The 25,383-nt window shown below is 60.1% G+C and carries 35 protein-coding genes, 3 tRNA genes and 1 pseudogene; 37 read left to right on the top strand and 2 right to left on the bottom strand.

Features of this window, described 5'->3' with window-relative positions:
- The first annotated feature begins 45 nt into the window (after window positions 1-45).
- From rplB to BC380_RS00735, 30 genes are all read left to right on the top strand, one after another.
- Window positions 46-873 (top strand): 50S ribosomal protein L2, encoded by an 828-nt coding sequence (rplB, locus tag BC380_RS00895; protein WP_075047751.1) that lies wholly within the window; start codon window positions 46-48, stop codon window positions 871-873.
- Window positions 866-1,153: a 30S ribosomal protein S19 gene (rpsS, locus tag BC380_RS00890; RefSeq protein WP_075047750.1), complete on the top strand. Its 288-nt coding sequence runs from the start codon at window positions 866-868 to the stop codon at window positions 1,151-1,153. Before rplB ends, rpsS begins: the two co-directional genes overlap by 8 nt.
- Window positions 1,150-1,542 (top strand): uL22m family ribosomal protein, encoded by a 393-nt coding sequence (locus BC380_RS01335; RefSeq protein ID WP_075047749.1) that lies wholly within the window; start codon window positions 1,150-1,152, stop codon window positions 1,540-1,542. Before rpsS ends, BC380_RS01335 begins: the two co-directional genes overlap by 4 nt.
- Window positions 1,452-2,183: a 30S ribosomal protein S3 gene (gene rpsC / locus BC380_RS00880; protein WP_420885283.1), complete on the top strand. Its 732-nt coding sequence runs from the start codon at window positions 1,452-1,454 to the stop codon at window positions 2,181-2,183. The genes BC380_RS01335 and rpsC overlap by 91 nt, the downstream gene beginning before the upstream one ends.
- On the top strand, window positions 2,167-2,571 hold the full coding sequence (gene rplP, locus BC380_RS00875) for a 50S ribosomal protein L16 (protein ID WP_075047747.1): 405 nt from the start codon (window positions 2,167-2,169) through the stop codon (window positions 2,569-2,571). The genes rpsC and rplP overlap by 17 nt, the downstream gene beginning before the upstream one ends.
- 207 nt (window positions 2,572-2,778) lie before the next feature.
- Window positions 2,779-3,009, top strand: coding sequence for a 30S ribosomal protein S17 (rpsQ, locus tag BC380_RS01330; RefSeq protein ID WP_075047745.1), 231 nt, complete (start codon window positions 2,779-2,781; stop codon window positions 3,007-3,009).
- Window positions 3,006-3,374, top strand: a complete 369-nt coding sequence (gene rplN, locus BC380_RS00860; RefSeq protein ID WP_075047744.1) for a 50S ribosomal protein L14 — start codon at window positions 3,006-3,008, stop codon at window positions 3,372-3,374. Before rpsQ ends, rplN begins: the two co-directional genes overlap by 4 nt.
- Complete coding sequence (rplE, locus tag BC380_RS01325; RefSeq protein ID WP_075047743.1) at window positions 3,371-3,943, top strand: 50S ribosomal protein L5; 573 nt, start codon at window positions 3,371-3,373, stop codon at window positions 3,941-3,943. The genes rplN and rplE overlap by 4 nt, the downstream gene beginning before the upstream one ends.
- Window positions 3,943-4,248 carry a 30S ribosomal protein S14 gene (gene rpsN / locus BC380_RS00850; RefSeq protein ID WP_075047742.1) on the top strand — a complete coding sequence of 102 codons (306 nt, stop codon included), beginning with the start codon at window positions 3,943-3,945 and terminating at the stop codon, window positions 4,246-4,248. Before rplE ends, rpsN begins: the two co-directional genes overlap by 1 nt.
- Window positions 4,249-4,251: 3 nt before the next feature.
- Entirely contained in the window at window positions 4,252-4,659 is a 408-nt protein-coding gene (gene rpsH / locus BC380_RS01320; protein ID WP_075047741.1) for a 30S ribosomal protein S8, read from the top strand.
- A 181-nt stretch (window positions 4,660-4,840) separates the two neighbouring features.
- Window positions 4,841-5,212, top strand: coding sequence for a 50S ribosomal protein L6 (gene rplF, locus BC380_RS00840; RefSeq protein WP_222702546.1), 372 nt, complete (start codon window positions 4,841-4,843; stop codon window positions 5,210-5,212).
- On the top strand, window positions 5,209-5,523 hold the full coding sequence (locus BC380_RS01315) for a 50S ribosomal protein L18 (protein WP_075047740.1): 315 nt from the start codon (window positions 5,209-5,211) through the stop codon (window positions 5,521-5,523). The genes rplF and BC380_RS01315 overlap by 4 nt, the downstream gene beginning before the upstream one ends.
- A gap of 53 nt (window positions 5,524-5,576) precedes the next feature.
- Window positions 5,577-5,990: a 30S ribosomal protein S5 gene (locus BC380_RS00830; RefSeq protein ID WP_245634866.1), complete on the top strand. Its 414-nt coding sequence runs from the start codon at window positions 5,577-5,579 to the stop codon at window positions 5,988-5,990.
- Window positions 5,987-6,187 carry an uL30 family ribosomal protein gene (locus tag BC380_RS01310; protein ID WP_075047738.1) on the top strand — a complete coding sequence of 67 codons (201 nt, stop codon included), beginning with the start codon at window positions 5,987-5,989 and terminating at the stop codon, window positions 6,185-6,187. Before BC380_RS00830 ends, BC380_RS01310 begins: the two co-directional genes overlap by 4 nt.
- On the top strand, window positions 6,184-6,570 hold the full coding sequence (gene rplO / locus BC380_RS00820; RefSeq protein ID WP_075047737.1) for a 50S ribosomal protein L15: 387 nt from the start codon (window positions 6,184-6,186) through the stop codon (window positions 6,568-6,570). The genes BC380_RS01310 and rplO overlap by 4 nt, the downstream gene beginning before the upstream one ends.
- An 81-nt stretch (window positions 6,571-6,651) precedes the next feature.
- A complete protein-coding gene (gene infA, locus BC380_RS00815) occupies window positions 6,652-6,918 on the top strand; it encodes a translation initiation factor IF-1 (RefSeq protein ID WP_075047769.1) in 267 nt (88 codons plus the stop codon).
- Window positions 6,919-6,922: 4 nt separating this feature from the next.
- Complete coding sequence (gene rpmJ / locus BC380_RS00810) at window positions 6,923-7,039, top strand: 50S ribosomal protein L36 (protein ID WP_075047736.1); 117 nt, start codon at window positions 6,923-6,925, stop codon at window positions 7,037-7,039.
- Complete coding sequence (locus tag BC380_RS00805; RefSeq protein WP_320408706.1) at window positions 7,000-7,404, top strand: ribosomal protein uS13; 405 nt, start codon at window positions 7,000-7,002, stop codon at window positions 7,402-7,404. Before rpmJ ends, BC380_RS00805 begins: the two co-directional genes overlap by 40 nt.
- Complete coding sequence (gene rpsK / locus BC380_RS00800; RefSeq protein WP_075047768.1) at window positions 7,404-7,796, top strand: 30S ribosomal protein S11; 393 nt, start codon at window positions 7,404-7,406, stop codon at window positions 7,794-7,796. Before BC380_RS00805 ends, rpsK begins: the two co-directional genes overlap by 1 nt.
- Window position 7,797: 1 nt before the next feature.
- Window positions 7,798-8,406 (top strand): 30S ribosomal protein S4, encoded by a 609-nt coding sequence (gene rpsD, locus BC380_RS00795; protein ID WP_075047734.1) that lies wholly within the window; start codon window positions 7,798-7,800, stop codon window positions 8,404-8,406.
- Window positions 8,400-9,065, top strand: a complete 666-nt coding sequence (locus BC380_RS01305; RefSeq protein WP_075047733.1) for a DNA-directed RNA polymerase subunit alpha — start codon at window positions 8,400-8,402, stop codon at window positions 9,063-9,065. The genes rpsD and BC380_RS01305 overlap by 7 nt, the downstream gene beginning before the upstream one ends.
- A 283-nt stretch (window positions 9,066-9,348) precedes the next feature.
- Window positions 9,349-9,864 (top strand): shikimate kinase, encoded by a 516-nt coding sequence (locus BC380_RS01300; RefSeq protein WP_075047731.1) that lies wholly within the window; start codon window positions 9,349-9,351, stop codon window positions 9,862-9,864.
- The gene (locus BC380_RS01295) at window positions 9,834-10,958 is read left to right on the top strand and encodes a 3-dehydroquinate synthase (protein WP_148702249.1); all 1,125 of its coding nucleotides are present in this window, start codon (window positions 9,834-9,836) and stop codon (window positions 10,956-10,958) included. Before BC380_RS01300 ends, BC380_RS01295 begins: the two co-directional genes overlap by 31 nt.
- Window positions 10,900-11,565 carry an ATP phosphoribosyltransferase gene (gene hisG, locus BC380_RS00770; protein WP_320408705.1) on the top strand — a complete coding sequence of 222 codons (666 nt, stop codon included), beginning with the start codon at window positions 10,900-10,902 and terminating at the stop codon, window positions 11,563-11,565. Before BC380_RS01295 ends, hisG begins: the two co-directional genes overlap by 59 nt.
- A 14-nt stretch (window positions 11,566-11,579) precedes the next feature.
- Window positions 11,580-12,203 (top strand): imidazoleglycerol-phosphate dehydratase, encoded by a 624-nt coding sequence (locus BC380_RS01290; protein WP_075047729.1) that lies wholly within the window; start codon window positions 11,580-11,582, stop codon window positions 12,201-12,203.
- Window positions 12,133-12,795, top strand: a complete 663-nt coding sequence (gene hisH, locus BC380_RS01285; RefSeq protein ID WP_148702247.1) for an imidazole glycerol phosphate synthase subunit HisH — start codon at window positions 12,133-12,135, stop codon at window positions 12,793-12,795. The genes BC380_RS01290 and hisH overlap by 71 nt, the downstream gene beginning before the upstream one ends.
- Window positions 12,765-13,517 carry a HisA/HisF-related TIM barrel protein gene (locus tag BC380_RS01280; RefSeq protein WP_148702246.1) on the top strand — a complete coding sequence of 251 codons (753 nt, stop codon included), beginning with the start codon at window positions 12,765-12,767 and terminating at the stop codon, window positions 13,515-13,517. The genes hisH and BC380_RS01280 overlap by 31 nt, the downstream gene beginning before the upstream one ends.
- Window positions 13,448-14,275, top strand: coding sequence for a HisA/HisF-related TIM barrel protein (locus tag BC380_RS01275; protein WP_148702245.1), 828 nt, complete (start codon window positions 13,448-13,450; stop codon window positions 14,273-14,275). Before BC380_RS01280 ends, BC380_RS01275 begins: the two co-directional genes overlap by 70 nt.
- Entirely contained in the window at window positions 14,160-14,918 is a 759-nt protein-coding gene (gene hisE / locus BC380_RS01270) for a phosphoribosyl-ATP diphosphatase (RefSeq protein WP_420885282.1), read from the top strand. The genes BC380_RS01275 and hisE overlap by 116 nt, the downstream gene beginning before the upstream one ends.
- 358 nt (window positions 14,919-15,276) lie before the next feature.
- Window positions 15,277-15,348 (top strand) — tRNA-Tyr (locus tag BC380_RS00735).
- Here the strand turns inward: BC380_RS00735 and BC380_RS00730 are convergent.
- A tRNA-Lys gene (locus BC380_RS00730) sits at window positions 15,349-15,420 on the bottom strand.
- A 370-nt stretch (window positions 15,421-15,790) separates the two neighbouring features.
- Here BC380_RS00730 and dnaX point away from each other — a divergent pair.
- From dnaX to BC380_RS00670, 7 genes are all read left to right on the top strand, one after another.
- The gene (dnaX, locus tag BC380_RS01265) at window positions 15,791-16,981 is read left to right on the top strand and encodes a DNA polymerase III subunit gamma/tau (protein WP_148702242.1); all 1,191 of its coding nucleotides are present in this window, start codon (window positions 15,791-15,793) and stop codon (window positions 16,979-16,981) included.
- 78 nt (window positions 16,982-17,059) lie between these two features.
- Window positions 17,060-17,329, top strand: coding sequence for a nucleoside-diphosphate kinase (locus BC380_RS00715; RefSeq protein WP_148702241.1), 270 nt, complete (start codon window positions 17,060-17,062; stop codon window positions 17,327-17,329).
- Window positions 17,330-18,585: 1,256 nt separating this feature from the next.
- The gene (locus BC380_RS01260) at window positions 18,586-19,803 is read left to right on the top strand and encodes a GTPase (RefSeq protein ID WP_075047720.1); all 1,218 of its coding nucleotides are present in this window, start codon (window positions 18,586-18,588) and stop codon (window positions 19,801-19,803) included.
- Window positions 19,804-19,844: 41 nt separating this feature from the next.
- Entirely contained in the window at window positions 19,845-20,621 is a 777-nt protein-coding gene (locus tag BC380_RS01255; protein WP_148702239.1) for an ATP phosphoribosyltransferase regulatory subunit, read from the top strand.
- Window positions 20,622-20,903: 282 nt separating this feature from the next.
- Window positions 20,904-20,976: transfer RNA gene (locus tag BC380_RS00685), tRNA-Met, on the top strand.
- A gap of 1,578 nt (window positions 20,977-22,554) precedes the next feature.
- Entirely contained in the window at window positions 22,555-22,767 is a 213-nt protein-coding gene (locus BC380_RS01250) for an aminotransferase class V-fold PLP-dependent enzyme (RefSeq protein ID WP_148702256.1), read from the top strand.
- Between the two features lie 743 nt (window positions 22,768-23,510).
- Window positions 23,511-23,912, top strand: coding sequence for an iron-sulfur cluster assembly scaffold protein (locus BC380_RS00670; protein WP_245634865.1), 402 nt, complete (start codon window positions 23,511-23,513; stop codon window positions 23,910-23,912).
- A gap of 522 nt (window positions 23,913-24,434) precedes the next feature.
- Here the strand turns inward: BC380_RS00670 and BC380_RS00660 are convergent.
- Window positions 24,435-24,593, bottom strand: a pseudogene (locus BC380_RS00660) (peptide chain release factor-like protein); the annotation flags it as partial.
- Window positions 24,594-25,383: the final 790 nt, after the last annotated feature.

The raw sequence follows: 25,383 nt of genomic DNA, 5'->3' as shown, positions 1-25,383 counted from the left end.
GCGCCTTGCAATGCGAATAAGCGCCTGCGCTGCTGACCGCCGCGCTTGTGGTCAGGTAACGCGACACATACGCTCGGCGGTACGATTGGCTTGCACTGCAAGGGAGGACGGGTGGCGTATAGGAATAACCCGCTGAGATCTCTGCTAAGGAGGCTCCACAGGAGCTCGGGCAGGAATAATACTGGCGTCATCACGGTACGGCACAGGGGCGGAGCGCACAAGAGGCGGTACAGGGCCGTTGACTTCAGCTACCACCCCGGGTGCTATAAAGGCAGGCTGGAGAGGGTAGAGTACGACCCCAACCGCAGCGCTCGCATAGCTCTGGTGCAGTATGGAAGCGGTAGTAGGAGGTACATCATATCGCCTCAGGATGCCATGGTGGGCATGGAGGTAGCATCAGGAAACGATGCCCCAGTTAGGCCAGGCTGCAGTCTTCCACTGTCGAAGGTTCCAGTTGGCACAAGCGTCCACAACCTGGAGATGCGACCTGGTGCTGGGGCGCAGATTGCGAGGGCTGCAGGCGCCTATGCCACAGTAATATCTGCCAATGGAGCCAACGTTACAGTAAGGCTTAGGTCTGGTGAAGTAAGATCTATGGATGGGCGCTGCTATGCCACTGTTGGTGCGGTAGGAAATGCAGGCCACTCACGCACCATGCAAGGAAAGGCGGGCAGGATGAGGTGGCGCGGAGTTAGGCCTACGGTTCGTGGCGTGGCGATGAACCCGGTAGATCATCCTCATGGCGGTGGTGAGGGCAAGACAACTGCAGGCAGGCATCCAGTAAGCCCTTGGGGCCAGCATACCAAGGGGTTGAAGACTAGGCGTAGCAAGGGCGGGCGAAGGGTAATCCTACATCGCAGGGAATATGAGTAGGTCCGTAAGGAAAGGACCCTTCTGTACGCCATCGCTCAGGAGGTGGATCAATGGCTCGAGCATGCGGCATGCCCTCAGAACCTGGTCCAGACAGTCAGCCATAACGCCTGGCATGGTTGGCAGCACTGTGCATGTCCACAATGGAAGGCGTCACGTTGCTGTCAGTTTGCATGTGGACATGGTAGGGCACAAGCTGGGTGAGTTTGCGCCAACAAGGACTTTCAGGTGCCACTCTAGGGAGAAGAAATCCAGGGTACGCGACAGGACGGCGCAGCAATGACTTCCATGCATTTCCGCAGTGCAGTAGAGCTAAAGGTAGCTGCGTGCTGCTGCCGTTCGTCTTTGCGCAAGATGCACCCTGTATTGCGTAGCATAATGGGTCTGCCATTATCGTCCGCAATGGGTGCGCTGTCTCTACACGCTAGGAGGGCTGCTCGTATAGTACACCTAGTGCTGTACAGAGCTATGCCAAAGTTAGCGCTCGCTGGGCTAAGCCCAGCTAGCGCTGTAGTTGCATGCTCAAGCGTAGGGTCAGCGGGGCTGTTGAGACGAGTAAGCCCGCGCGCAAAAGGGCGGGCGTGCATAATAAGGCGCAGGATGTGCCACATAACCATAACACTTCGGAGCTTACAGTGGGACAAAAGGTGCACCCAAGGCTTTTCAGGCTGAGCGCTAGGTACGACTGGGATGCGCTGTGGTATGCTGAGAGCCATGCATTCGCTGCGCATCTAGCCCAGGACATGATGCTAAGGAGGCTTGTTGGTGAGAAGATGTCGAAGGTGCCCATGGGTCCTATGGCAGTGACTAGGACGTGCAAAGGGTGTACCCTCCACCTAAGGTGCCCTAGAGTTAGCCAGGTGCAGGGCAGGCTTGCGGGCGAGGCTGAGGCTGCGCGGGAGATAGTTCGGTTGCGGTTCGGAGATGGCATCGACGTGGTGTTGGATGATTTTAGGCGCCCGGAGCTGAGCGCGCACATCATAGCTAGAAGCGTCGTAGATCAGGTGGAGAGGAGGGCGCACATAAAGCGAGCAATAAGGCGAGCTGCTAGTGCTGCTGCAAGGCATGGCGCACGAGGCGTCAAGGTGATGTGCTCCGGGCGCCTAAACGGTGCAGAGATAGCGCGTACAGAGTGGCACATGGAGGGCACCTTGCCGCTGCACAGCATTGGCGCCGAGGTGGACTATGCGGCAGCCTGCGCAAAGACCGTGTACGGCACGGTGGGCGTAAAGGTATGGGTGCATGCGGCTTCCCAATACAGCGGCCGCAGGATGCACGGAGCCACGGAGGTCCGTCATGCTCCAGCCTTGTAAGAGGAAGTACAGGAAGGAGCACAAGGGGCGCAACAGGGGGCTTGCCAGGAGCGGGAGCTCCATAGTACACGGCGCCCTCGCGCTGCGCGCTCTATCCAGGGGCAGGTTGAGCTCGTCTCAACTCGAGGCTGGCAGGCGCGCTATATCACACAGCATGCGCAGAGCGGGCGCGGTTACAATACTCGTCTTTCCTGACAAGCCCATATCCAGGAAGCCGGCGGAGGTTAGGATGGGAAACGGCAAAGGCAACCCAGATCACTATGTTTTCGAGGTAAGGCCTGGCAGGATAATCTACGAGGTGGGGGGTGTGGACGACCACATGGCGCGCTCTGCGCTAAGGCTTGCCATGCCTAAGCTCCCCGTTAAGACAGCGCTGGCATGGCGGTGAACAAGCTATATAGCAAGGGCGACGCAACCCAAGCGGGCAACATGTGCGCACGATTCATGGCGGCCGAGCTTGCGTCGCTACTACTGCGCCATGCAGCTGCCGAGGCTAGCATGGCGCCGTGCGGCATGCGCGGGGCCGTGTTCCCAAGAGCTGGCGCAATGTCCGCGCGCTCTGCGCATGCTCTGATCCACCTAGAGGGCCTGGGCTGTGGCTCGACGTAGGCAAGGGGTCGTGGTGCGCAAGGTCAGCCCAACCACGGCAGTAGTCGCACTGCGAAGCGTCCGCATGCACAGACTCTACAAGAGGCGCACCGTGGCAGTGCTTAGGGTCGTAGCACACGACCCTAAACGCACCACTTCTGCAGGCAGCACTGCAACGGTGCGCGAGTGCAGGCCTGTCTCCAGGACAAAGTCCTGGGCAGTGGAATACTCTGCATGATACAGGCAGGCACCGCTGCTTTCGTCGCAGACAACTGCGGCGCAAGGGTGGCAGTGTGCATTAAGGTGCTAGGCGGAACAAGGAGGAGGTACGCCAGAGTGGGTGATATGGTTAAGGTCACCATAAAGGATGCAAGCACTAGGGGTAGGGTAAGGAAGGGAGAGGTGCTTACAGCAGTTGTAGTAAGGACCAGGTACACCATACAGAGAGGTGATGGGACCTATGTAAGGTTCGGCGACAACTCTGTAGTTCTGCTGAACGCAAAGCATGAGCCAATGGGCACCAGGGTATTCGGGCCTATTGCTCGAGAGGTTAAGCGGTCGCGTTTAATCAAAGTAGTGACATTAGCCTCGGAGGTTGTATGATCCCAATTGCAGGCGATGGAGGCCATGCTGCAGACAATGGTCACGATGGTCTCTACAGGTACTATGCCGCCAGCGTTGCGCCTCGCCTCCTAGGTTCATACTCAATGGAAGTGCCTAGGCTATGGAAGGCCACCCTTAGCATGGGCGTAGGCAGACTCAGGGGCAGCGCACCTAGTGTGCGCTGCATGTCTGAAGCGCTGGCCTCGATAACAGGCCAGCGCCCCATGCCAACCCGCTCGTCTAGGTCCATATCCAACTTCAAGGTCAGGCGAGGTGATACCGTGGGGCTGAAGGTAACGTTAAGGAGCCGCAGGATGCACGAGCTAACGGACAGGCTCATACACCTGTATCTGCCTAGGGTGCGGGACTTCAGGGGAGTGCCAGCAAGCTCAATTGACGCAGGCGGCAGCATTAGCATCGGCGTGCGTAGCCTGTCAGTGTTCAACGAGGTTGAGTACACGGCGCCCGAAGCGAGCGGGCTGTGCGCCACACTTACAGTTCGCGCAACCTGCGTCGCCCAGTCTACGCGACTTCTGAGTCGCGTATCCTTTCCACTGATCCCGCAGTGATGTCGAAGCTTTCCGTAGTAGAGAGGGAGAGGAAACGCAGCGCTATTAGGTTGAGATACCTAAGCATCAGGCGGCTCATGCTAGCGCTGCTGCGGTCAACCGCAGTGCCCGAGTGCGATAAGCGCACGGTGAGGGACAGGCTGCACAGGCTGCCAAGGGACTCCAGCCCTGTGAGGCACAGGAACAGGTGTCATGCGACAGGACGCGGTCGCGGCTACCTTAGGCTATTCGGCCTGTCCAGGATCTGTGTCCGCGAGATGGCTGCCCGGGGTGAGATCCCAGGCGTAACAAAGGCCAGCTGGTAGAATATGGGCACGGTGCGCCTGTCTGACACCCTGGCTCACATTAGAAACTGCATGGCAGTCCAGAGGCGCTACGCGCGCCTACGCATTACATCAGCCAACGTTTCGCTCGCCAGGGCCCTCAACCGCGCAGGTTGCGCGCCTGGGTTCTGCATCGCTCACGACCTGGCGCCTGGAGGCAGGCAGAGTCGGTGGCTGCGGCTAGAGCTGCGCAGCGCTCACGCATCACCCGCAATGCTTTCGCTCGTGCCAGCGTCGAGGCCTGGGCTCAGGGTGCACGCAAGTGCTGCAAGCCTCAGGCCCAGCGTATACTGCAACGGTATGGCTATAATCAGCACTTCAAAGGGTATGCTGACTGGCAGCCTCGCCAGACGCCTTGGCATAGGGGGCGAGGTTGTGTGCCATGTCGTGTAGACGCGCTATGGAGCCTCGCCTGGCGCGCAAGGCGTCATCGCTGGCCATCCCATCTGAATGTAGCATTGTCCTTTCCGATGGTGCTATGGAGGCATGGGGGGCGGGTGGCTCCATGCGCATTGCTCTCAGCGCATCCGTTACCGCGTGCATTGCAGGTGGGTGCATACAGATAGAGCCAAGGATGCGGTCCAGGAGGGGAGGGGGCATCTGTGGTACCACCATTGCTCTCATCGCTAACATGACGCGTGGGGTCATAAGCGGTCACAGCAAGACCATCATACTTTCAGGCGTAGGGTATCGGCTGGAGCTAAGGGGCTGCAGGCTAACAATGTTCATCGGCTACTCCCACCCCGTGCAGCACGCGGTGCCAGAGGGTCTGGCAGCGACGCTACAATCTCCCACGGAGCTGACCATATCAGGCACGGACAAGCAGCGTGTGGGTGAGGCTGCTGCGGACATAAGGAGGTACAGACCAATGGAGCCATACAAGGGCAAGGGGTTCCGCTATGCCGACGAGGCAATGAGGCTCAGGGTGCGCAGGAGGTCGAAGTGAGTCTACAAGTAGCGCACGAGCCGAGGAGGCCCGCGCTGCTTGTCCGTAGCACGCATAAGCACGTCATGGCTATAGTTAAGCCATGCCATGGAGTTTGCGCCGCTGCCACGGTCTCGACGCACGGCATGGATAAGATCATGCAGCGCGCGCTCGGAGGCCTAGCGCGCGCTGCTGCAGTTGGCGCGCTAGTTGCGCGCCGTGCAGTGGCATCTGGCATGGGCACTGTGTGGCTATGCCGCGGCAGCCATAGGTACCTCGGTATTGTTAGTGTGCTGGCTGACTCCGCCAGGCTTCATGGAATGATGCTATGACAGCAAGCACAGCCCATGGCACTGCTGCAAGGCCGTGCACTGACCGGCTCATAATGCTTCGGAGGGTTTCCAAGGTTGTCCGCGGCGGCCGCGTACTTGGCTTCTCTGCTCATGTGGTCACCGGAGACGGCAATGGCAGCGTGGGCCTTGGGAAGGGCCGCGGCAAGGACTTCTCCACCGCGTTGCAAAAAGCCTCCTGCGATGCGCGGAAAAACATGGTGCTAGCGCGCATCGCCAAAGGCACACTCGCACACGAGTCCAGGGGTAGGCATGGCGCTTCCACTGTAGTGCTCTTGCCAGCAAGGGCAGGGCGCGGAATCGTTGCAGGCAACCACGTTAGGTCTGTGCTCGCAGCAGCGGGCATAACGGACGCAGTTGCAAAAAGGCACGGTTCAAGCAACCCAATTAATGTTGCAAGGGCTGCAATAGATGGACTTCTAAGGCAGCATCCGCGAGGTGAGGTATGAGCATTGCGCGCGAGGGCAGAACGCGGGGGCACATAAGGCTGCAGCTAGTCAGGAGCCCCATATCGTCTACGCGCCGGCATAGGCTGTGCGTAAGATGCCTTGGGCTGCGCAGGATGTGGTCCATGCGCACGCTGCCTCTAACGCCGCACACCCTAGGCGCTGCGTCGTGCGTCCAGCACTTGGTTAGAATACTGTGAACCCAGCTGATTGGTACCCTCTACGCCAGCCATCGCCACGTCGTACGCTAGTTGGTAGGGGCATTGGATCGGGTCATGGAAAGACGTGCGGCAGGGGTCACAAAGGTCAGCTCTCTAGGTCGGGCGGATTCAACAAGGTGGCGTTCGAGGGGGGTCAAACTCCGCTTCACAGAAGGCTACCTAAGCGCGGTTTCGCCAGGAGGGATCGTCAGGGTCACAGCGTCAGGATGTGCCAGCTACAGCGCGTTGCACAGCACAACGGCCGAATCAATGCGCCCACGCTGCGACAGCATGGGCTGCTTGGCAGCGGCGCATGGGGCTTGAAGGCCTACGGTACCAGCAGCGACACGCCCACGCCGCGCGCTCGGCGCGCGGCGCCATGAGCCTCACCGCGCGCCGCGCAGTATGAACACACACAAACGTCGGGAGGCATGCACAACGCTGGCTTTTCGCAACGCCCACTTATGCCAGTGGGCAGAGGCACGCTGCGCTGCCCAAGAAGCAAGGGCGGTGCGCTGAGGCATGATGTCGAGCAGGCGCAGGGCATAGTGATGGAGAGCCTCTCCAACGCAAACTTCAGGGTCAGACTAAGGGATGAGCGCATGGTCACTGCTTATACATCAGGTCGGATGAGATTACACTCAATAAGGATCCTGCCAGGAGACAGTGTCGTGGTAGCGCTGACGCCATACGACCCAGCGCGTGCTAGGATAGTGTTCAGGCTGAGGTAGGCAAGTGCGGGTAGCTTCGTCGGTAAGGGCCATTTGCAAGTCGTGCAGAGTGCACAGGAGGCACGGAGTACTTAGGGTAACATGCAAACACAGCCCCAAGCACAAGCAACGCCAGGGGTAGGCATGAGGGCGATGGGCGTGGACATACCTGGCAACCTCAGCCTGGAGATGGGGCTGACGCGTATACACGGCATAGGGCGCGCATTGTCTGCTCGCACGTGCCTCGCTGCGCGCGTAGATCTGCGCAGGGCGGTCCGTACTATCAGGGATGCAGATATTAACAGGCTCAGGCAGGCGCTGGGTCAGCTAACGCTTCAGGACGAACTGAGGCGTCGCGTATCAAAGTGCGTAAGGAGACTCGTGGACATAAACTCCCTAAGAGGCCTTAGGCACGGTAGGCATCTACCAGTAAGGGGGCAGAGAACAAGGACGAACGCAAAGACGTGCAAGAGGCGCCGACCTGGCGTCGCCAGGGCAGCCACATGATGGGCCATAGCATCGCACAGGGCCTGGATAACATGGGCAGGGATGGCGCGCAGGATGGGGTGGCACACATTCGCACCACCTTCAACAACACCATGGTAACCGTGTCCGACGCGCAGGGCAACGTTGTGTTCTGGACAAGCTCCGGCAAGCAGGGGTTCAGGGGCTCGAGGAAGTCAACGTCGTTCGCTGCGCAGTCCGCAGGCGAGAGCGCTGCTCGGGCTGCCCTGGAACGCGGCATGAGAACGCTTAGGGTCAGGGTAAGCGGCCCCGGCACTGGGAGGGAGTCAGCAATAAGGGCTCTATACTGCTCAGGAATCAAGATAGCGTCTCTTGAGGACGTTACTGCCACACCGCACAACGGATGCAAGCAGCCCAAGCGCAGGAGGGTGTAGCATGGCGCGATACCTAGGCCCTAGACAGAGGCTCTCACGCAGGGAGGGGGTAGATCTCCTCCTGAAAAGCGGCGCAAGGCCGTTCGAGGACAAGTGCAGGTCTGGCGCCAGGCCTGGGCAGTGCAATAGGCACCAGGGACATAGGCCAACCACATACTGCATGCAGTTCAGGGGAAAGCAGCGGATTAAGAGGTACTACGGCGTGCTAGAGCGACAGTTCTCAGCATACGTTAGACGTGCTGCAAGCGTGCCGGGTCACGCTGGAAGCAGGCTTCTTCAGGCCCTCGAGTCGCGCTTGGACAACGTAGTCTATCGTATGGGCTTTAGCACTACTCGTTCAGCTGCTCGTCAACTCGTGTCGCACAGGCACGTCACTGTAAACGCCGCCGTGGTGCACACGCCGTCCTACGCTGTGCGAGCGGGGGATGTAGTAGCAGTGCGCAGCGCGCTATGCTGGGAATCCGCTCGCACTATGGAGCAAGGCTGCCCCTACGCCTGGCTGCACGTGCGTGGCGACATTGCTGAGGGTGTATTCAGGCGAGCACCCAGCGCTGCTGAGCTTCCGCACGGGCTGCATACGGATCGTGTAGAGGACCTTTACTCGTGCTGAGGCCAAGGGTTACTGCGGTGGTACGAACTGGCCTTTCTACCGCCTCTATAGCTATCGAACCGCTGGAGCGTGGCATGGCGAGTACCTTAGGTTGCTACGTCAGGCGTTCGCTAGTTGCACATGCTCCGGGACATGCAGCTTCGGCGCTACGCTTGCACCATGCTGTGGGTCAGCTAGACCACATGCCCGGTCTAGCTGAAGACGTGCCGGGCCTAGTGCTAAACATCACTCGCATTGTGTTCAGATGCCACAGGCCGGGCGCAGTGCGCCTATGCCTTCGCACCTGCTCCCATGGCAAGGTTGCTGCCGGCGATATACCAATGCCACCACGGTGCGAGGTAGTAAACCACGAAGCAACGCTTGCTTACCTTTGTGGCGGAGTGCTGGGGCTGACGCTAACCGTAGAGCGTGGCCGCGGGTACCTAAGGCCAGGCCTTAGGCACGATCGAACGCCTGGCCTTTTCCATCTGGAGGCAGCCTTTACGCCAGTGCGCGGTGCGTCTTACGCAGTAGAGACGACGAGGCTGGGGTGCGGCCGAGTTTGCGAGAGGCTGGTGGTTTCCATTGAGACCAATGGCTCAGCATCGCCACTCGCCGTCCTTACGGAGTGCGTGCGCGCCCTAAGAGCGCAGCTTGGCCTGCTGGGGCGCAGCGCATGAACCATAGGCGTAGCCTGCCCAAGCTTGGCAGGGGCGGACCCCATAGGCTAGCAATGCTGAGGAATCTCTCCAGATCTCTAGCGTTGCACGGGATTATTCGCACCACAATGGGCCGTGCCAAGGCTCTACGCCGCATCGTGGGGCCAGCAATTGTAGCCAGGGCCTGTGGCTGGGCGCAAACTGATGGCTCCAGAGGTAGAGCGCGCGGCACACGCGTCATAGTGAGGAAGGCTTTCCTCAGGCGAGGCGACCTGGCACCAATGTGCAGCGTAGTGCTAGCGTAATGCGCACTGTATTGTACCAGGTAGGATGCTGTGTTCCAGCCATTGCGCTGGTGGGACCAATGGGTGCTGGTAAGACAACCCTAGGCTGCATTGTATCGCGCGCGCTTCGCGTGCAGTGTACTGACACTGACTTGGCATTGGAGGTCTGCCTGGGTGTTCGCATATGGCAGGTTTTTGCGAACCTGGGTGAGTTGCAGTTCAGAAAGTGGGAGTTCCAGGTGGCCGCATGCTCATTCGCCCCTGTGAATTCGTATGGTGGTGGCATAGTATCGCTGTCGCAGTGCAGGTACAGGCTAAATTACACGCTCGGCGTGCACGTAGATGGCAACCCTGGCGACATTACGCACAACGTCGGGGCATCGTGCAGGGAGCGACCGCTGTACCGTGCGTTCGACAGGCATCTTCGCGCACTGCGCGACCCCATGTACAGATCGAGCGCAACGGCCTCATTGCCGCTCGGTGGGCTGACTGCGCCCCAGGTAGCATGCAATCTACTGCTATCTGTGCAGCCTTGATGCCCGCTATGCGGGCCGTGCCTGTGCGTAGTGGTACAGGCACGGCCTTGGTGGCATACCACGCAGGGTCGTCGCAGCCAGCATGCCTGCAACTGCGCCCTGGGGCTGGGCTGGTCATGGTCACTGACGTCAACGCAGGCGCTATGGTAACCTGGGGCAGGCGCCGTGGCGATTACAGTGCGTCAGGTCGTAGGCTTAGGGTCGTGCTTGGAACTGGCGAGAGCTACAAGGGATTTCTTTACCTAAGGCTCATACTACGGGCCATGCTGCGGGCTGGCATTGGCCGTGATGCCGTTGTGCTATCGCTTGGCGGCGGCGTCGTGGGGGATGTCGCCGGGCTAGCCGCAGCGTGCTACATGCGAGGTGTGAATATAGTGCAGCACCCCACCACGCTGCTTGCCTGCGTTGATTCAGCCATGGGCGGCAAGGTGGGCATAAACACCGGTGCCTTCAAGAACGCTGTTGGGTGCATACACCCACCACGCTACATGGTAGCGCAGATGGGCAGGGTAGCTGCGCTACCATTGAGGCAGTGGAGGGCTGGCTTAGCTGAGGCTACCAAGATGGGCGCATGCCTTGACAGAGACTTTTACTGCTGGATGGCAAAGCATGCACACGACGTGGCAAGACGAGCAGCGTCTGCTGTTGCTCGCATGGTATCGCGCTGTGCCGAGCTGAAGTCCTACGTCACCGCTCGCGATGACGTTGAGGCAGGAGCTCGCGCATGCCTCAACCTGGGCCATACCATTGGCCATGCAGTTGAGTCAGGCATGCGCTACAGGCACTGGCTCCATGGGGAGGCAGTTAGCCTGGGCATAGTACTAATGGCACACGCGTCACACAGGCTGGGGCTGCTGCCAAGGGCTGATGCTGCTCAGATAGTGCGTATGCTCGCCTCGCTGCGACTACCTGTGCGCAGACCGCTGGGCGTTGATGCGGCCAGGCTAGCCGATGCTTTCTCTGCGGACAAGAAGAACCGGGGCGAATCAGTGTGCGTGGTGCTGCTAAGGGGGATAGGTGATTGCGTCGCACGCGATGTGCCTCGCGACGCCATGCTATGCGCATGGTCAGATGCTGTCCATCGCCATTCCTAAGGGTCGCATTTCTGAGCAGGCTGGGGATTTGCTGCTCATGCTGGGCGTGGGGGTAAGACGCTCTGAAGCTGGCATGCTTCGGAGGGCACTCCTTCTTCGCACAACATCGCGCAGCGTTGCAGTCGTGGTGTGGCGTTGCCACGACATTGTAGGCTTTGTCATGAGGGGGTATGTTTGCGCAGGCTTTGTTGGAGGAGACGTAGTGCGCGAGTCGCGCCTTTGTGTGCCTTCGCCTGTTGATTTACGCATTTCACCCTGCAGGTTGTCCCTAGCTTTACGCAGGCAGAATTCCATATTGCAACCACGCAAGCTCAGGGTGGCCACTAAGTATCCTAACGCTGTAAAGGTATTCCTAGGCTATAGTGAGAGCGTAGCTTACGTGTCGCTGCGAGGTGGGATGGAGGCTGCTCCATTGCTTGGAGCAGCGGAAGTGGTAGCCGACATAGTGGACACAGGTAGCACTCTGGCAGCCAACGGGTTGTCCGAGGTAAGGCGTATGGCGCCTGTGACTGCGAGGATAGTGCTGAACGAATGCATTGCCAGGCTTAGGCCCCGGGCAATGAGAGTAGTCACGGACATGCTGAGGCTGGCTACTGCTTACCTCTAGCTCAGCGCAGCAGAATGCTGCGCGCCTTGACGCTCGGTGCAGAGTTATTCAGGCAGTCACGTGAAACGAAGGTGCACATGACGCTGGCCCAGAGCGCCAGGTGCCGTGAGTGCATAGCCACGGGCGTTCCTTTCTTTGATCACTTACTCCAGCAGTTGGCTTTCCATAGCGGACTTATGATGCAAGCAAGCGCAGTAGGCGATTGCTTCCTAGACAAGCACCATGTAGTCGAGGACGTGGGCATTGCCTTCGGCACAGCCCTTGCTCGGCTGCTGTGCAGCCTGGCGAGAAGCAACCGGTACGCTTACTTCTATGCGCCGTTGGACGATGCTCTAGCGCGCGCCGTTGTTGATTTGTCGGGCAGGCCAACGCTGTGTGTCGGAGCAGGAAGTGCCGGTAGCGTGTGCAGCTTCAACGCTAACCTGGTCGTAGAGTTCTTCCGAGCGGTTTCTCGCGCGGTGGGAGCATCGTTGCATATTGACGTGGTAAGAGGCCTCGAGCGCCACCACAGAGCCGAAGCCATGTTCAAGGCATTCGGGAGGGCGATGAGACAAGCAACAAGCGTGGATGCTAGCAGAGCATCATCTACGAAAGGCTTTCTTACAAGCGACAACGAGTATGGACGTCGCAATAGTTAGCCTAGGTGCCGGCAATGTGCACTCCCTTTACCGTGCATTCAGGCGAGTGTCAGGCTGCACGGTAGCGGTAACTGACTGCCCAAAGTTAGTGCGCGCGGCGGACAGGGTCGTAGTCCCAGGGCAAGGAAGTACGCTGGCATGCCTGTCGTATTTGCAAGCAAGGCCCGGCCTGCGTACCAGCGTCATGCACGCGCTTAGAACGAAGCCTGCGCTTTGCATTTGCCTGGGCTTACAAATGATGGCAAGGGGAACGCACGAGGGCATGGGGGCATGCCTTGGTATCATGGATAGCTATGCCATTCCCCTACCACATTGCACCAGGGTACCGCACGTTGGATGGCGCACGGTGCGGATAACCGAGCGGCATAGGGTGATGGACGGCCTGGCTTGCCGTCCGCGCTTCTACTTCGCGCATAGCTACTTCGTCAGCCCCGGCCTGCGTGGTCGTACCATTGCAGTAGCAATACATGGTGGGCTGCCATTTCCCTCAGTGGTAGTAAGGGATAACATCGTGGCAACGCAGTTTCATCCAGAGAGAAGCTCGCGCGATGGCATGGCACTATGTGCCAACTTCCTGAGATGGAAGCCGTAGTGATCCTGGTTCCGGCAATCGACGTGCGGAGCGGGTATTGCGCCAGGCTGCTCAATGGTTCTCCCACCATGCCTACCGTGGTACGCGCAGCGTTCAGGGAGGCAGAGCGCCTTGCACTACTACGCACGCGCAGAGTGCACATCGTAGACCTCGATGGCGCAATGGGTTCAACGCGATCTGCCGTAGCCAGGCTGCTGTGTCGGCGCGTGTCTGCAACTGGCTCCGCTGCTCAGGTAGGCGGAGGTGCTCGTTCAATCAGTGCCGTCGAGCACTACCTTAGATGCGGAGCATCATGCGTCGTGCTAGGTACTGCTGCAGTGCTTCGTCCGTGGTTCCTCCTGTCAGCATGCGCTGAGTTCCCTGGCAACATAGCTCTGGCTAAGGACGTAAGGCATGGCGCGTCTCTTACGCACGGATGGCTCAGGCTCGGCGGCGTGCCCGTCCGCCGAGCCTCCCTGCTCCAGAACCATGGTGGCCAGATTTGCACAGCAATCACAGACGCAACTTCGGACGGCACCATGCAGGGCATCATGGCACAGGCAGGCGCTTTCCATGCTGGGGCTACGCCTGCAGTCATCGGAGGGGGTCTGTCGTGCGCGGAGGAGCTTGCAGGGCTACTCCGCGCAGGGCGCGGACGGGCATCCTGTGTAATATGCGGCAGCGCAGCTTATGGGGGGCACATGCCGCACTGGCCGCCCAGCGCCAGGCCCATGGTGGGATAGGCGCCGTGCATGCTAGGGTAGTTGCATGCCTTGACGTACTACACAACAGGGTGGTCAAGGGCGTGCGCTTCGTGGGTCTGAGGGTTATGGGTGGGCCTGTTAGCACGGCCCACGCCCACATCCTAAGCGGCGTAGAGGAGTTGGTAGCGCTTGACATAGGCGCCACGGTAGGCCACCCTAGCGACATGATGCACGTGGCGCATGGCGTTTCAGTCCACGCCAGCGTTCCTGTCACGCTAGGTGGGGGCGTACGCCAGGCAAGCAGTGTACGTGCTATGATGGGCGCCGGGGCTGATAAGGTCAGCGTCAACACGCACCTTGCCTCAGGGCTATGTCTGCTGCCCAAGCTTGCAGCAAGGCACGGAGCGCAGTGCCTTGTTGGCTGCGTTGACGCACGCATGGACAGGGCCTGCATGGCATGGAGCGCAGCCTGCAGGGGTGGGAGCATCGGACTGCGAGCACGTGCACAGGACTGGGCGAGTGCAATAACTAGCAGTGGAGCCGGTGAAGTGGTGCTAACTAGCATTGACAGGGATGGCACTCGTACAGGGTTCGATGTGCCACTGGCGAGCTGCGTTGCCGGTAGAACGCATGCTCCTTTCGTCATATCAGGAGGCGCTGGTGGGTCCCGAGACTGCCTGGATGCCGCCAGCCTGTGCAAGCCTGCTGGCGTACTGCTTGCTGGCGCGTTTCATGAAGGCACCGTGCGCGCTGATGCCCTCAGGGCATACATCAGGTCGTACGCCCCCCATGAGTAGCTCAGGTTATTGCTGGTGGGCAGCAGTAAGGTGGCATGGCGCCGTGGTGTCTGTGGTGGTGCAGGACGCAGACACTGGCATGGTCATCATGCACGCAGCTCTGAACCGCGACGCGCTGGTTGGGTGCCTGACCACAGGGCGCGCAGGATACACTGCACGCGCATCGGGAGCAGCATGGCGCAAGGGCGCCGGCTCTGGGCAGGAGCACCATGCAGCCGAAGTGCGCATGGACTGCGACCGTGACTCCATGCTGCTAATGGTGCATGCAAGCGCCGCATCGTGTCACATGGGGTCGTTCTGCTGCTATAACTGGCTGCTTGGCTGCCCCTACCATCTTTGCACCGGGAGCGTGCTGAGGGGAGTAGCCCTTGCGCCATGCTCCACGTCCCATACGTCAAGGCTGGTTCGCAGCGGAGGGCATGGCGCACTTAGGAAGCTGCACGAGGAGCTTGCAGAGCTATCTGCTGCTGCGAACCCGTCAGCCCCGCCCATTCTTGCAGTCAAGGAGGCTGCTGACGTATGCTACCATGCACTAGTGGTACTCATGGCGCGCGGGGTTCACCCGCATGCAATGAGTACAGAGCTTGCCGAGCGTGCAGGCATGCCAGGGGTGAGGGAGAGGTGCTCTAGGGTCTGTGTTTAGGGGCATGCCGGCCCAGGCCATGGCGCTATGCGCTGTGTGCCTGTGGTGCTACGACAACTGCAGTACGCCGTGCCTGGCGTTTCGCAGTTACCTGGTTAGCCGCGTGCAGGCCAGCTGCATGGTGGTAAGCCTAGGCCAGCGCGCCGTAATGAACCTCACGCTGCACGGTGATGCTGCTACCTTCGTGGCAACGTTCTCGGGGGATGCTAGGCACTTGAGCATAGGCTACAGCTGCATGGTGGCAGCTTTCGCACAGGAGACAGGGTGTGGGCTCCTTCTGCACGGCGGTGCTTACCACCCAGAGCGCCGTGCTGGTGCCCAGCTGCTGCGCTCTGGGGTCGCCTTGCGAGCTGAGCATGCCGACTTAGCTCATAGGTAGAGCGGTTAGAGTGTAAATAACAGGGCGTAGGTTCGACCCCTACAGTCGGCATGGTGCGTGAGTGATTCGAACACGCGGCGCGCGGATTAAGAGTCCGCCGCTCTGCCGCTGAGCTAACGCTCCCTGCACGCAATGGCACCAATGATCGGCGGAATGTCCGAGTCATAAACAAGGACACTCTAATAGGAAACCTGGGCTTGGATCCTATGCACAGCACCCTGGACAATGTAACTGCGGTGTCGAACATAAGGGTAGCTACCTCCGATAGGTACAAGGGCAGTAGCACGGGGGAGCTAAAGGAGGAGACGGAGCGCACAACGTGGTACTCTTCGGCAGGCTTGCTGAAGAGTGCAGTAGCATCCTCAGGCGAGGCACGTGCAAGTACGTGAGGGTAGTATAATGACTAGGCGATGGAGGGGCAGGGATGGCGCAGACAGGTACACCACTGAGATAGTGGGCTCAGTCCTTAGGGTTCTGGGCGGAGGGCGCTCCTATGGCTCAGTGCGCGGTGCAGAGCGCCGGTATGGCTTGCATGGCAGGCATACAGCAATACCTAGGTTCTAGCAACGCCGTGCAGACCATTGGCAGCAAGCTCGGCACGATGGGCAGACCGGCGCTCTGCACTCTAGCAGCAAGGCTTAGGCCTTGCTGCTTCGACGACATTGTGGGGCAGGATAGCGCAGTGCGCACACTACGGGCTAGCATACATTCCGGCGGCGCACAGAGCGTTTACTGCTTCATGGGTCCGCGGGGCACAGGCAAGACTAGCATGTCACGCATCCTGTCCAAGTGCCTTAATTGTACGCACGGAGTTACAACCACGCCGTGCCACTCATGCCCCACATGCTTAGACGTAGAAGAGGGCAGGCGGGTTGACTACGTTGAGGTTGACGCAGCCGCAAATCGTGGGGTCGATCAGATGTGCACACTGCTCTCTTGTAGCGCATACGCTCCAGTCGCAGGGCGCCATAGGATATATGCCGTAGACGAGGCGCACATGCTCACATCGCACGCCCTGTCCTCGATGCTCAAGACGCTAGAGGAACCGCCGGCACATGTGAAGTTCATGCTATGTACCACAGATGCCGCCAAGATACCACACACAGTGCTATCAAGGTCCCTGGCGCTACGACTGGAGCCCTTGACCACTGAGGCCCTGTGCCGTCTGCTGCGCAGGGTGCTTCGCTCTCACGGCGTGCCGTTCAGGAGCTCTGCGCTTGTGCCAATTGCAGCAGCATCTGGCGGCAGCGCGAGGGATGCCCTAGCCATGGCAGAAGGCGCTGCTGCCATGGAGCGTGGGAGAGTGCTTACACGCGCCGCTATGTGTGGCTCTGAGGCATGCCTGGCGCTACGCATGCTCGAGGCAATAGCCTGCCGAGATGCAGTTGGCGTTCAGGCTGCGCTGCACGCAGCCATCGAGCAGTGCTCCAGCCCATCCATCCTACTAGACCTGATGATGCGGTCGCTCAACTCAGCAGCATTGCTCCAGTGCTCGCCTGGCCTAACCCCGCCCCATGGCTCTGAGCTCAGGGCGGCGTCGCGCGTAGCGCGCGCAGTTGGCTCGCGCGGGGCGCAGGCAATGTACAGGACACTCCTGTTCGGTAAAAGAGAGTTGAGATTCTCTTGCAGTGAACACATAGGCCTCAGCATGGTGGCGCTACGTGCACTGGCGCATGAACACTGAGCGTGGGAATTTTCGAGCGAACGTTGTACATCAAAAGCCCGACGCTGTGGGAAGGGGGCTGGTGCGAGCAGCGAGGGCATGGCCCTGAGTATGATGCACGCCTGCATGCAATTCTTCGACCGACTGAAGGAGTTCATGACGTCCGGTCTTGTGGTTGTACAGGTCCTGTGCGGGCACGACGTAGTGCACAGGCCTAGGGAGCTTATCGGCAGAGCTAGGCCGTGCGAAGCAGCCGCTGGCACCATTCGTAGGCGCTTTGGTACAAGCGCAGAGGCAAACGCCATACACAGCTCTGACAGCGCAGCAGCTGCGTATCGCGAGCTGAGCGTTGTGCTAGCTCTGCCGTGACGTTGCGCTGTCAGATGGGCTACGTTGGCGTGCGCATTGCGCCCTGCGTGTCGTGTAAGCGGCTGTCAACGGATGGTACGCTTAAGGCATCCTGCACAACGAGTAGGGGCCTTTGCCTAGAGAGCGTTCTAATGCCCATGGGATGGTCGCGCGAGCTAACGCTGTGCGCATCGACGCAGGTAGGATGCGCAGTTAGGTGCAGGTTCTGTGCAACCGGCAGGAGGTCTTGCGCGCAGCGACTGTATGGGTCGGAGATAGCAGGGCAGGCGGTGAGGGCATCCAGCATGCTGGGCCCGGCTCTGCGCAATGGCGCAACTTATGGCTACATCGTGCTGATGGGCATGGGTGAACCAATGCTGAACTACGGCGCCATGGTTAGGGCCTTGGCTGTAATCGCAGCGTGCGGACTGCACGGGGTTCGATCGACAAGGGACATAACAGCATCGACGTCTGGCATCGCGCCTGCGCTCTACAGGCTGTGCCGGGACATGCCAGTATCCATTGCGCTCTCGCTACACCTGCACGACGGCCTTGCCAGGCGGCTTTTAGTGCCATGCTTCTCTAGCAATGCGGTGCTGTCCATGGTTGATTCCTGCTGCTACTACCTAAGGGTCGGCGGAGCTTGCAGGGTCACCGTCGAGAGCTGCATGGTGCGGGACATTAGCGACAGGCTGAGCCAGGCCAATGGCATGGCTCGCTCCCTGGCACGGCTATCGTGCATGGTAAACATTATCCCCATGAACAGCATGGGTAGTGGTGTATACTCTCCGCCGCGGAGCAAGTGTACCGCATGGTTCGCCCTAGCTGCAGCGCAAGGGCTCTCTGCCATAGTTCCCAGGATCCCGCGCGGCCTCGACGTGCGCGCTGCGTGCGGGCAGCTAAGGGCATGACAGCCTAGCGCCGCCATGCTAGCTGCAGCTCAGTGCCGTAGAAGGAACCTAACTGCCCAGGCTTCGATGGGCTTGGCCCGCAGAGCCCTAAGATACGAGGGCTCTGCGGCATAAGTAAGCTACCCTGTTGCAGCGCATCTTTCACACGCAGTATGCTGGTGCTTCATTGGAGCTTACTTATGCAGCAGCGTAGCAGAAGCGCAGCTTGGAAACGTAGCCTGCAAGCAGCCTTCGTTGGCTGTGTATCTAGGAGCAAGGCGCGTCTATGGTAGGTACAGGTTGCGCCCACGGTGCTGAGTGGTCCTGTCGGCGTAGCAGCATACGTTTGTCACCCAGTGTGCCACATGCACCGTCCCAGCAAGAGCAGTGATACCAGTGATATCCATAATAGGCGCGCCCAACGTAGGCAAGTCTTCGCTGTTCAACCTGGTAACGCATGGCGAATGCACACCGGTTAGCCGCATACCAGGCACCACGGCCTGCAGTAGGTACGGAGCTGGTAGGCTGTACAGGAGGGCCTTCGGTGCTTACAATGTCGTAGACACTGAAGGCTACGGGGCAGTCCGCCACAGCGCGTGCGCCGCCTTAGATTACCATGCAGCCATCATGGTGCTGGATGCTTCAGTAGGTGCGTCCGCCGAGGATGCAGCAGTTGCAAGGCGTGCGATAAGAGAGGGGCGGGTGCTGTACGCTGCAGTGAACAAGTCTGACCCCGGGCGCAGCGTGCGAAAGCCAGCTACACTGCCTTCGCACGGGGTTTTCTACACTTCTGCAGCACACAACACTGGGGTTCGTGAGCTAATGATGGCGGTCCTGATATCACTATCACGGTGCCTGACCCCATGCTGCCATGCACGGCATGCCAGGAGGCTGCTGTGCGACGTGCGCGTAGCAGTTGCTGGCAGGTGCGTATCTGGCAAGACTACCCTCATGTCAGCACTGGCAGGCGCCGGTACTGCGCGCAGCGAGGGTCTATGGTGCAGGGCGCTCCACGTCATGGTAGGCAAGCAGACTTGTGCGCTCCTGGATGCACCATGTGTAGCAGCATGGGCGCACGGCGCAGGCACGCACAGGCTGCCACTGCTGGCAATGCTTCGGGCCATAGCGTCGTGCGACGTGGTGCTTCTAGTAATAGGCAACCCGCGCAGGCTCCATCCCCAGGACGCCCTAGTGCTAGGATACTCTAGGAGGCGGAGGAAGCCCGTTGTTGTTTGCTCCCATGGCGTCGGTGCCAGGGCAGCAGCGCAGCGAAGAAGCACTGCTCTGCGATCCAAGGCCTCCGCGCTGGTGCGAGCCCTGCACGGAGTCGCGTGCAGGGCGCGCAGGCTATCTCGGCAATCTCTGGAGAGCCTACGCGCATCGATCAACTCGCGCCTAAGGTCCGAGGGGATCAAAGGAAGGGCAGGGTGCGTAAGACAGGGCGGCAGCATACCGCTGAGGCTCATAATAACGTGCCGCAACCCTTCAGCTATGCGGCGCAGGGCAGGTTGCATTAGGGCAGCGGCACAGGACGCTTTGCCAGGGTGTGCGCACGTTGCTGTTCTGGACATTAGGGAGGACAGTTGCACATTGGCACGGGCATAGCACGGAGCGCTGCAGCCCTGGTTGCAGCGTACCTCGATAGCATGGGTTACCTGTTGGTACGCCCCCGCCTTGCTGGCTGCACTGCGGGCGGCATTGCTGAGGCCTACCTCTCCTCGCAAGTGGCCTTCCTGCAGGTGCCGCAACCCTACATTGCTGCAGCGTGCAGACGGCAGTACTACATGACGCCCGTGCGCATAGCGCACCACGATGGTCGCCGGAGGGTGGCTCGGCAGCTTGGCATAGAGCTGCTGAAGGCGCGCGGCATGTCAGATGCTACGGAGGCAGTGCAAGTTGCAGCCGACGTCATGGCGCTGTGCGGAGTACGTAACCACGCGCTTAGCATTAGCGCACCAGCAGTTGGGTGCACGCTAGTTAATGCTCTCGGAGGCAGCCTAGCCGCATGGAGGGGCTTCCTTACGCAGGACCTTGGCAGCATTGCGCAGCGAAGGTGTGCTATCGCGCTGCCTTGGCTTTCCTCAACATATCGTTACCTGTTCGCCTCATCCATCGTTGGCCGTGCCGAGGTGCTGCGCATGGCGCACAAGGCAGCGTGCACGGCAGATTGGCCTTGCGCGCCGGTACTGTGCTTCATCGCGCGCATTGCATTGCGCACGATGCAGGGTCGCATCCTTATTGACTATACGCAGGATGCTGGCTTTGTCAGACATAGTTGCCTGGCGCTGCGCGCATACTGCGGCAAAAGTGCAGCGCCCATGGTACAGGGTGGGAGCTATGCTGTCAGCGACGGTAGGCTGTCTGTCGGTGCAATAGGCCTTTCCCTGCCCATTGACGGCCTCTGCACCCACACCCAATCCTAGCGGTAGGATTTTAACTTACTGCCTTCTGATACCAAATCAGAAGCGCTGCCCGGCTGCGCCACGCTCCGCCCCCCCCCAGCGCAGCCGTCCTTAGCTCAGCGGCAGAGCAGCGGGCCACACCAACGAATCGTGTAGGACGGGAGGGCGCGCTGCATGTTGCTGCGCAAGGCAGCACAGCCGGGCCCAGATGATCGTAAACCTGCAGGCTCTGCCATGCTGCAGCAGCAGGCGGCAGCATCCCGAGACTAGGCTGCGCACTGCCTTAGATGCCAGCATGGCTGTGCGGGATAGAGCAGCTAGGAAGCTCACCGGCTCATAACTCGGAGGCCGTGGGTGAAAAATCCTACTCCCGCTACATTGCTGCACTTGCGTCTTTGTGACACCTGAGCGCCGTCGGGGCTGGGGCAGGGTATGTGTGCCTACTGGCCTTAGCAGTGACTATCGGGTCGTATCATCAGGATGGCATAAGCACTTCAGGCTGGATTGCAACAGGGTTAAGCGTACTCCATCTCACGGAAGCATAACGCTGCAGTAATTATTAATGTTAGATTCGATGTTCGGATTTCAGAGGGTAGGAGACATGGGCCTAAGGCGACATGCGCAATAGGGGGTTTATCATTGGCGGACGTAAGGCAGGACAAAGCTATGCTGCGAGTTGCCTCTGGCCACCCCAGCTCCTAGGGTTCAACCCTGCCGGAGCATGGACGCTTTTTGCTACGTCGCCCGGCTAAACACCGCCGTACTTGCGCACCACAACGCCAGGGGAGCTGCGAGGAGACTGTGGATCTCCTTCGATCCGGCCAGTGGTTGCGCTGGGTGGGTGGTAAGGGCTGGCGCCTGGAGCTCGACCAGCTTAACCTAGATGCTGTGCGATGGAGCGCTTGCGCTGCGGTTGCGGTCGAATCTGAGCTACAGGCGTAGCCCAGCAGCAGACTACACCAGCCTTTAAGGCCAGGCCTTACCATGCACGCAATGCTCGGCTGTACGCACCTGGTACGGGCGCTCGATGTACGCGCAGGCCTTATTTGGCAACGGCAGCAGGTGCAGAGTGGCGACGCCCCGGCGTGCGCGGGGCTGTAGCCAGGCCTAGGGTGCGCGCTAAGGTCCCGCAGCTCGGGCTTGGGGGTAGCATCGCCGTTTCCAGGGGGCATGTGGGCAAGCTGCTGGCAAATGGCAAGCAGCTGGTTTCGCTGGAGTCTGACAATAAACAAATCTACGTGCCGTGCTGCAGGCACGGGATGGGTGCTCGGTTGCCGAGGTGCTGCGTGCTTGCAGAGGAGGCGGGCAGCACTGCTCGTTGGCGTGCAGCCAGAACTGCATGCCTCGGATGGCGTAGCTCCTGCGTCGACTGCGCGGTACACTCGCAGTGCGCTGGTCCGAGGGCTGCAAGGCGAGACGACCAGGCGCAAGGGGATGCCCCGGAGCATGGATATAGGCTGCCACTGAGCATGAGGCCATGGCTAGTTGCACTCTGCTCAGTCCTGGCGGTGTCGGAATATTTTGACGCCTGCGCGCTTAGAATTTGGTGGGCTTAGCTGAGAGGAACGCCAATTGCGCAAGGCTAGCCCCTGGCAGCAATGGGCTGGGCTGGAGGGCAGCTGCGTGGCGCGCTGCCTACCACTGGGCTGGTGTTATACAGTGCACGGGCCGGATAGTGGGGTGTCGTCGGGTCGTGAGCAGAGCTACTTTCCAGTTCGGTTGCGCTGGGAGCTGAGCTGGCCGAAATGCTGTGCTCGCCTGCGCATTGCTCTGGCGAGCTGGCGCAGTGCAGTTAGGCTGCCAGTATATAGGGACCACGGTGCTTCTACGCCAGTGGACCCGGCCGTGGTGTCAAGGATGCTGTGCAGGCGCTTTCTTAGGTGTCCGGCAAACCGTACTCTGATTCGCACTCGCACGGAAGGCGTGCGAGTGGCGCTGTTTAGTCGGCGCTCGGCTGGTTGGCACCTTCCGAGCAGCGGATGTGCATGGCGTCATTTGGACCTCCGGAGCAACTGAGTCGAACAACCTGGCCATAAAGGGCATAGCCCAAGCGCACACTAGCCGTGGCAGGCACATCGTTGCATCAGAGGCAGAGCATGAGTTCCACCTGAGAGTCCTTGAGTTCATTGAGTACGAGGGGTACGTAACGTCCAGCGCCAGGCGTTGACGGCGAGGCGTAGTTGACTGCGGCGCGATCCTTAGGGCTGTGCGCACTAGCCCCGTCCTTGTGTGCATGTCGCACGCTAATGACGGGGGGTGTTGCAGGACGTCGTGCGCGTGTCTAGGCTGTGCAGGTCGCATGGCGTTGCGCTGCACGCCGCCCAGGCAGTGGGCGGCTGCGGTGCCGGGTCACGCTGGGCGCAGTGTCCCTTTACGCCAGGGCACAGCCAGAAGGGGGTAGGCGTGCAGTATGTTTCAGGTGAGTCCCTGTCTTACATCAGGCCAGCATGGAGGCGGGCAGCAGGGCGTAATCCTAGCTGGGACTATGCCTACCCACCAGCTGGTCGGCATGGGCGAGGCGTTAAGGATGGTGGCCTTTTGCGGCGCTGCGGACCACAACATGGCACGGTAATGTCTACGAGGCTAGTGGGCGGTGTGCTGACACTAGGAGCAACCAGGCTTAACGGTAGCGCTAGGCGCAGGGTCCCTCACGTCGTGATTGCCAGCTTCGCCGGCGTGGAGGGCGAGTCGCTCATAATGCGCAACGTGTCCGTGTCTACTGGGTCTGCATGCACCTCTAGCTCCCTTAGCCCCCTCCCGCATCCTTAGCGCCATGGGCAGGACGTGGGGCGCTCGGCATAGCTCCCTCAGGTTCTAATTCGGCAGGTTCACCAGCGCGTCAGAGGTTAGAGTACACCATAGAGGCCGTAAGGAAGAGAGTCAGGGAGCTGAGGGCTCTGTCACCTACGAATGGTGATGGGAGTGTATAGCAAGAGGGTGATTAGATACTGCAACTACAGTAGAAATATAGGGTCACTCCCTGAGCATGCCCGTGATGTCGTTACTTGCGTAGCAGGCGAGGAGGCCTGCTGCGACGTAATGAGGCTGCAGGTTAGCATTAGGCACGGCATGGTGGATGAGGTGAGGTTCCAGATGTACGACTGCGGCTCAGCGAGCTGCGAGAGCTCACTGGTTGCGCGGTGGATAGAGGGAAGGCCACTTGAAGAGGCGCTCGCGGTCAGGAACAGCGCGATAGCGCACGAGCTAGGACTGCCGCCAGTGAAAATCCACTGCTCAAGACTTGCCTCGGAGGCACTAAGGGCAGCGGTGGCGGACTATAGGAGCAAGAACGCCCAGCAATGTGGAGGTTAGGCCTAACGCGCGGCGCTGTACAGCGAATAGGCGACTCGCTTGGCGCTGGGCGGCTGGTTTGCGCGCACATTGCACCGGGGGGGTGTAGCGGCATGCTGTGCATACTAGCTACTGATGGCTCTGTGCGCAGACATGACATTCTGTGCATATCGCATGGCATGGTCGCAGCGGTACGCACCAAAGCTGCTGCTCCAACGTCACAGCTTACCGTTATAGTCACTCGACGTAGCGCCGGCTGCCTCGAGGTGCACGCAAATGCAAGCTATGGCGTCTGCGGATGCGGCAGGTCGTTCGGCGCATAGGGTGCTGGGGAGGCGGTGAGGATGCTACAAAGCATACTGCTGCAGCTGTTAGATCGCAGGGTGCGCCTAGGCACCATGCTGTCATACTGCAGCGCTATGCACGGGATACCCATGGGACGGCTGGAGCTGCTGAGGCAGCCTACGCCAATTCGGATATCTTGGGCTTGGCAGGACACTGCAAGTAGCACCAGCTAAGCTAACCGCGCGGGTTGCCATGACGTGCAGCCGACTTGTTCCTGTGCTGTGACTTATCGCTCTGGCCCTGCACTACAATCCCGGTAGTAGTGCGTTGCAAGACAGCAGAGTCAGTCTTGTTCACATGCTGCCCGTATGCCCACGATGCACGGAAGGTGTCTATGCACCCTTCGGCTGGGTCTATACAACGACGACAGTTGCCTGGTGTACAGCTCACTTAGTGCGCCATGGTATTATGCCTCAGTTTGGCTGAGCTGTAGGGAACTTCTGATCAGCGGGTGGCAGCCTGACTCAAGCCGGAGGTAGCATGTTGCGCAACATGCTAGGGTGCGCGCATTATGCTACGCACCGTCGCCCTCTCTACGACGTACACCCTCCATCCACTCCTGGCAGCATAACGAGCGTACTCTGCTTCCCAGTCGCACGCATCGAGCCAACCGGCTCCTGGCATGACCGTTGCACCACAGGAAGTACTCGGGAGGGCGCACAGGTTGAACCTGCACCTCACCGCCCGCGCATTGCGCCTAGCCATGGCGCATGCAAGGCGCACCAGGGCGACGTGCCCGTTATGGGCACGTCCGTGCACCGCAGTGCTGCCAGCAGTGCAGCCCTGGTTGTGGTAATCGCGCGCCATGCAAGATGCCTATGGATGTCGTGCGCCTTGCGCTGCAGCTTGGCCTTTGCGTCCGCGCGAGGCGTTACGGTGAGACCATGCCATGCATCCGCGCCCTATGGTGCATGCGTCGTGCATACCTGCAGGCAGATTGGTGGCTGTCAAGGCAGCCTGGTGGTGTGAACACGTGGTTGTACTAAGTCCGAGCATAGCACGTAGACCCTGGGCAGCCAGTCGGCTGCCTTGGCGTAGCCCTGCACGTGAGCATACCTGCGCAGCGTCATTACATTGACGGGCGTAGCACCATGCCAGAAAGACGCAGCATGACATGCTGGATGCGCGCAGCGCAATGTGCTGCTGG

Source organism: Candidatus Tremblayella princeps (assembly GCF_900080145.1).
The sequence above is the reverse complement of the archived record's forward strand: the minus strand, read 5'-3'. Positions and strand labels throughout refer to the sequence as shown.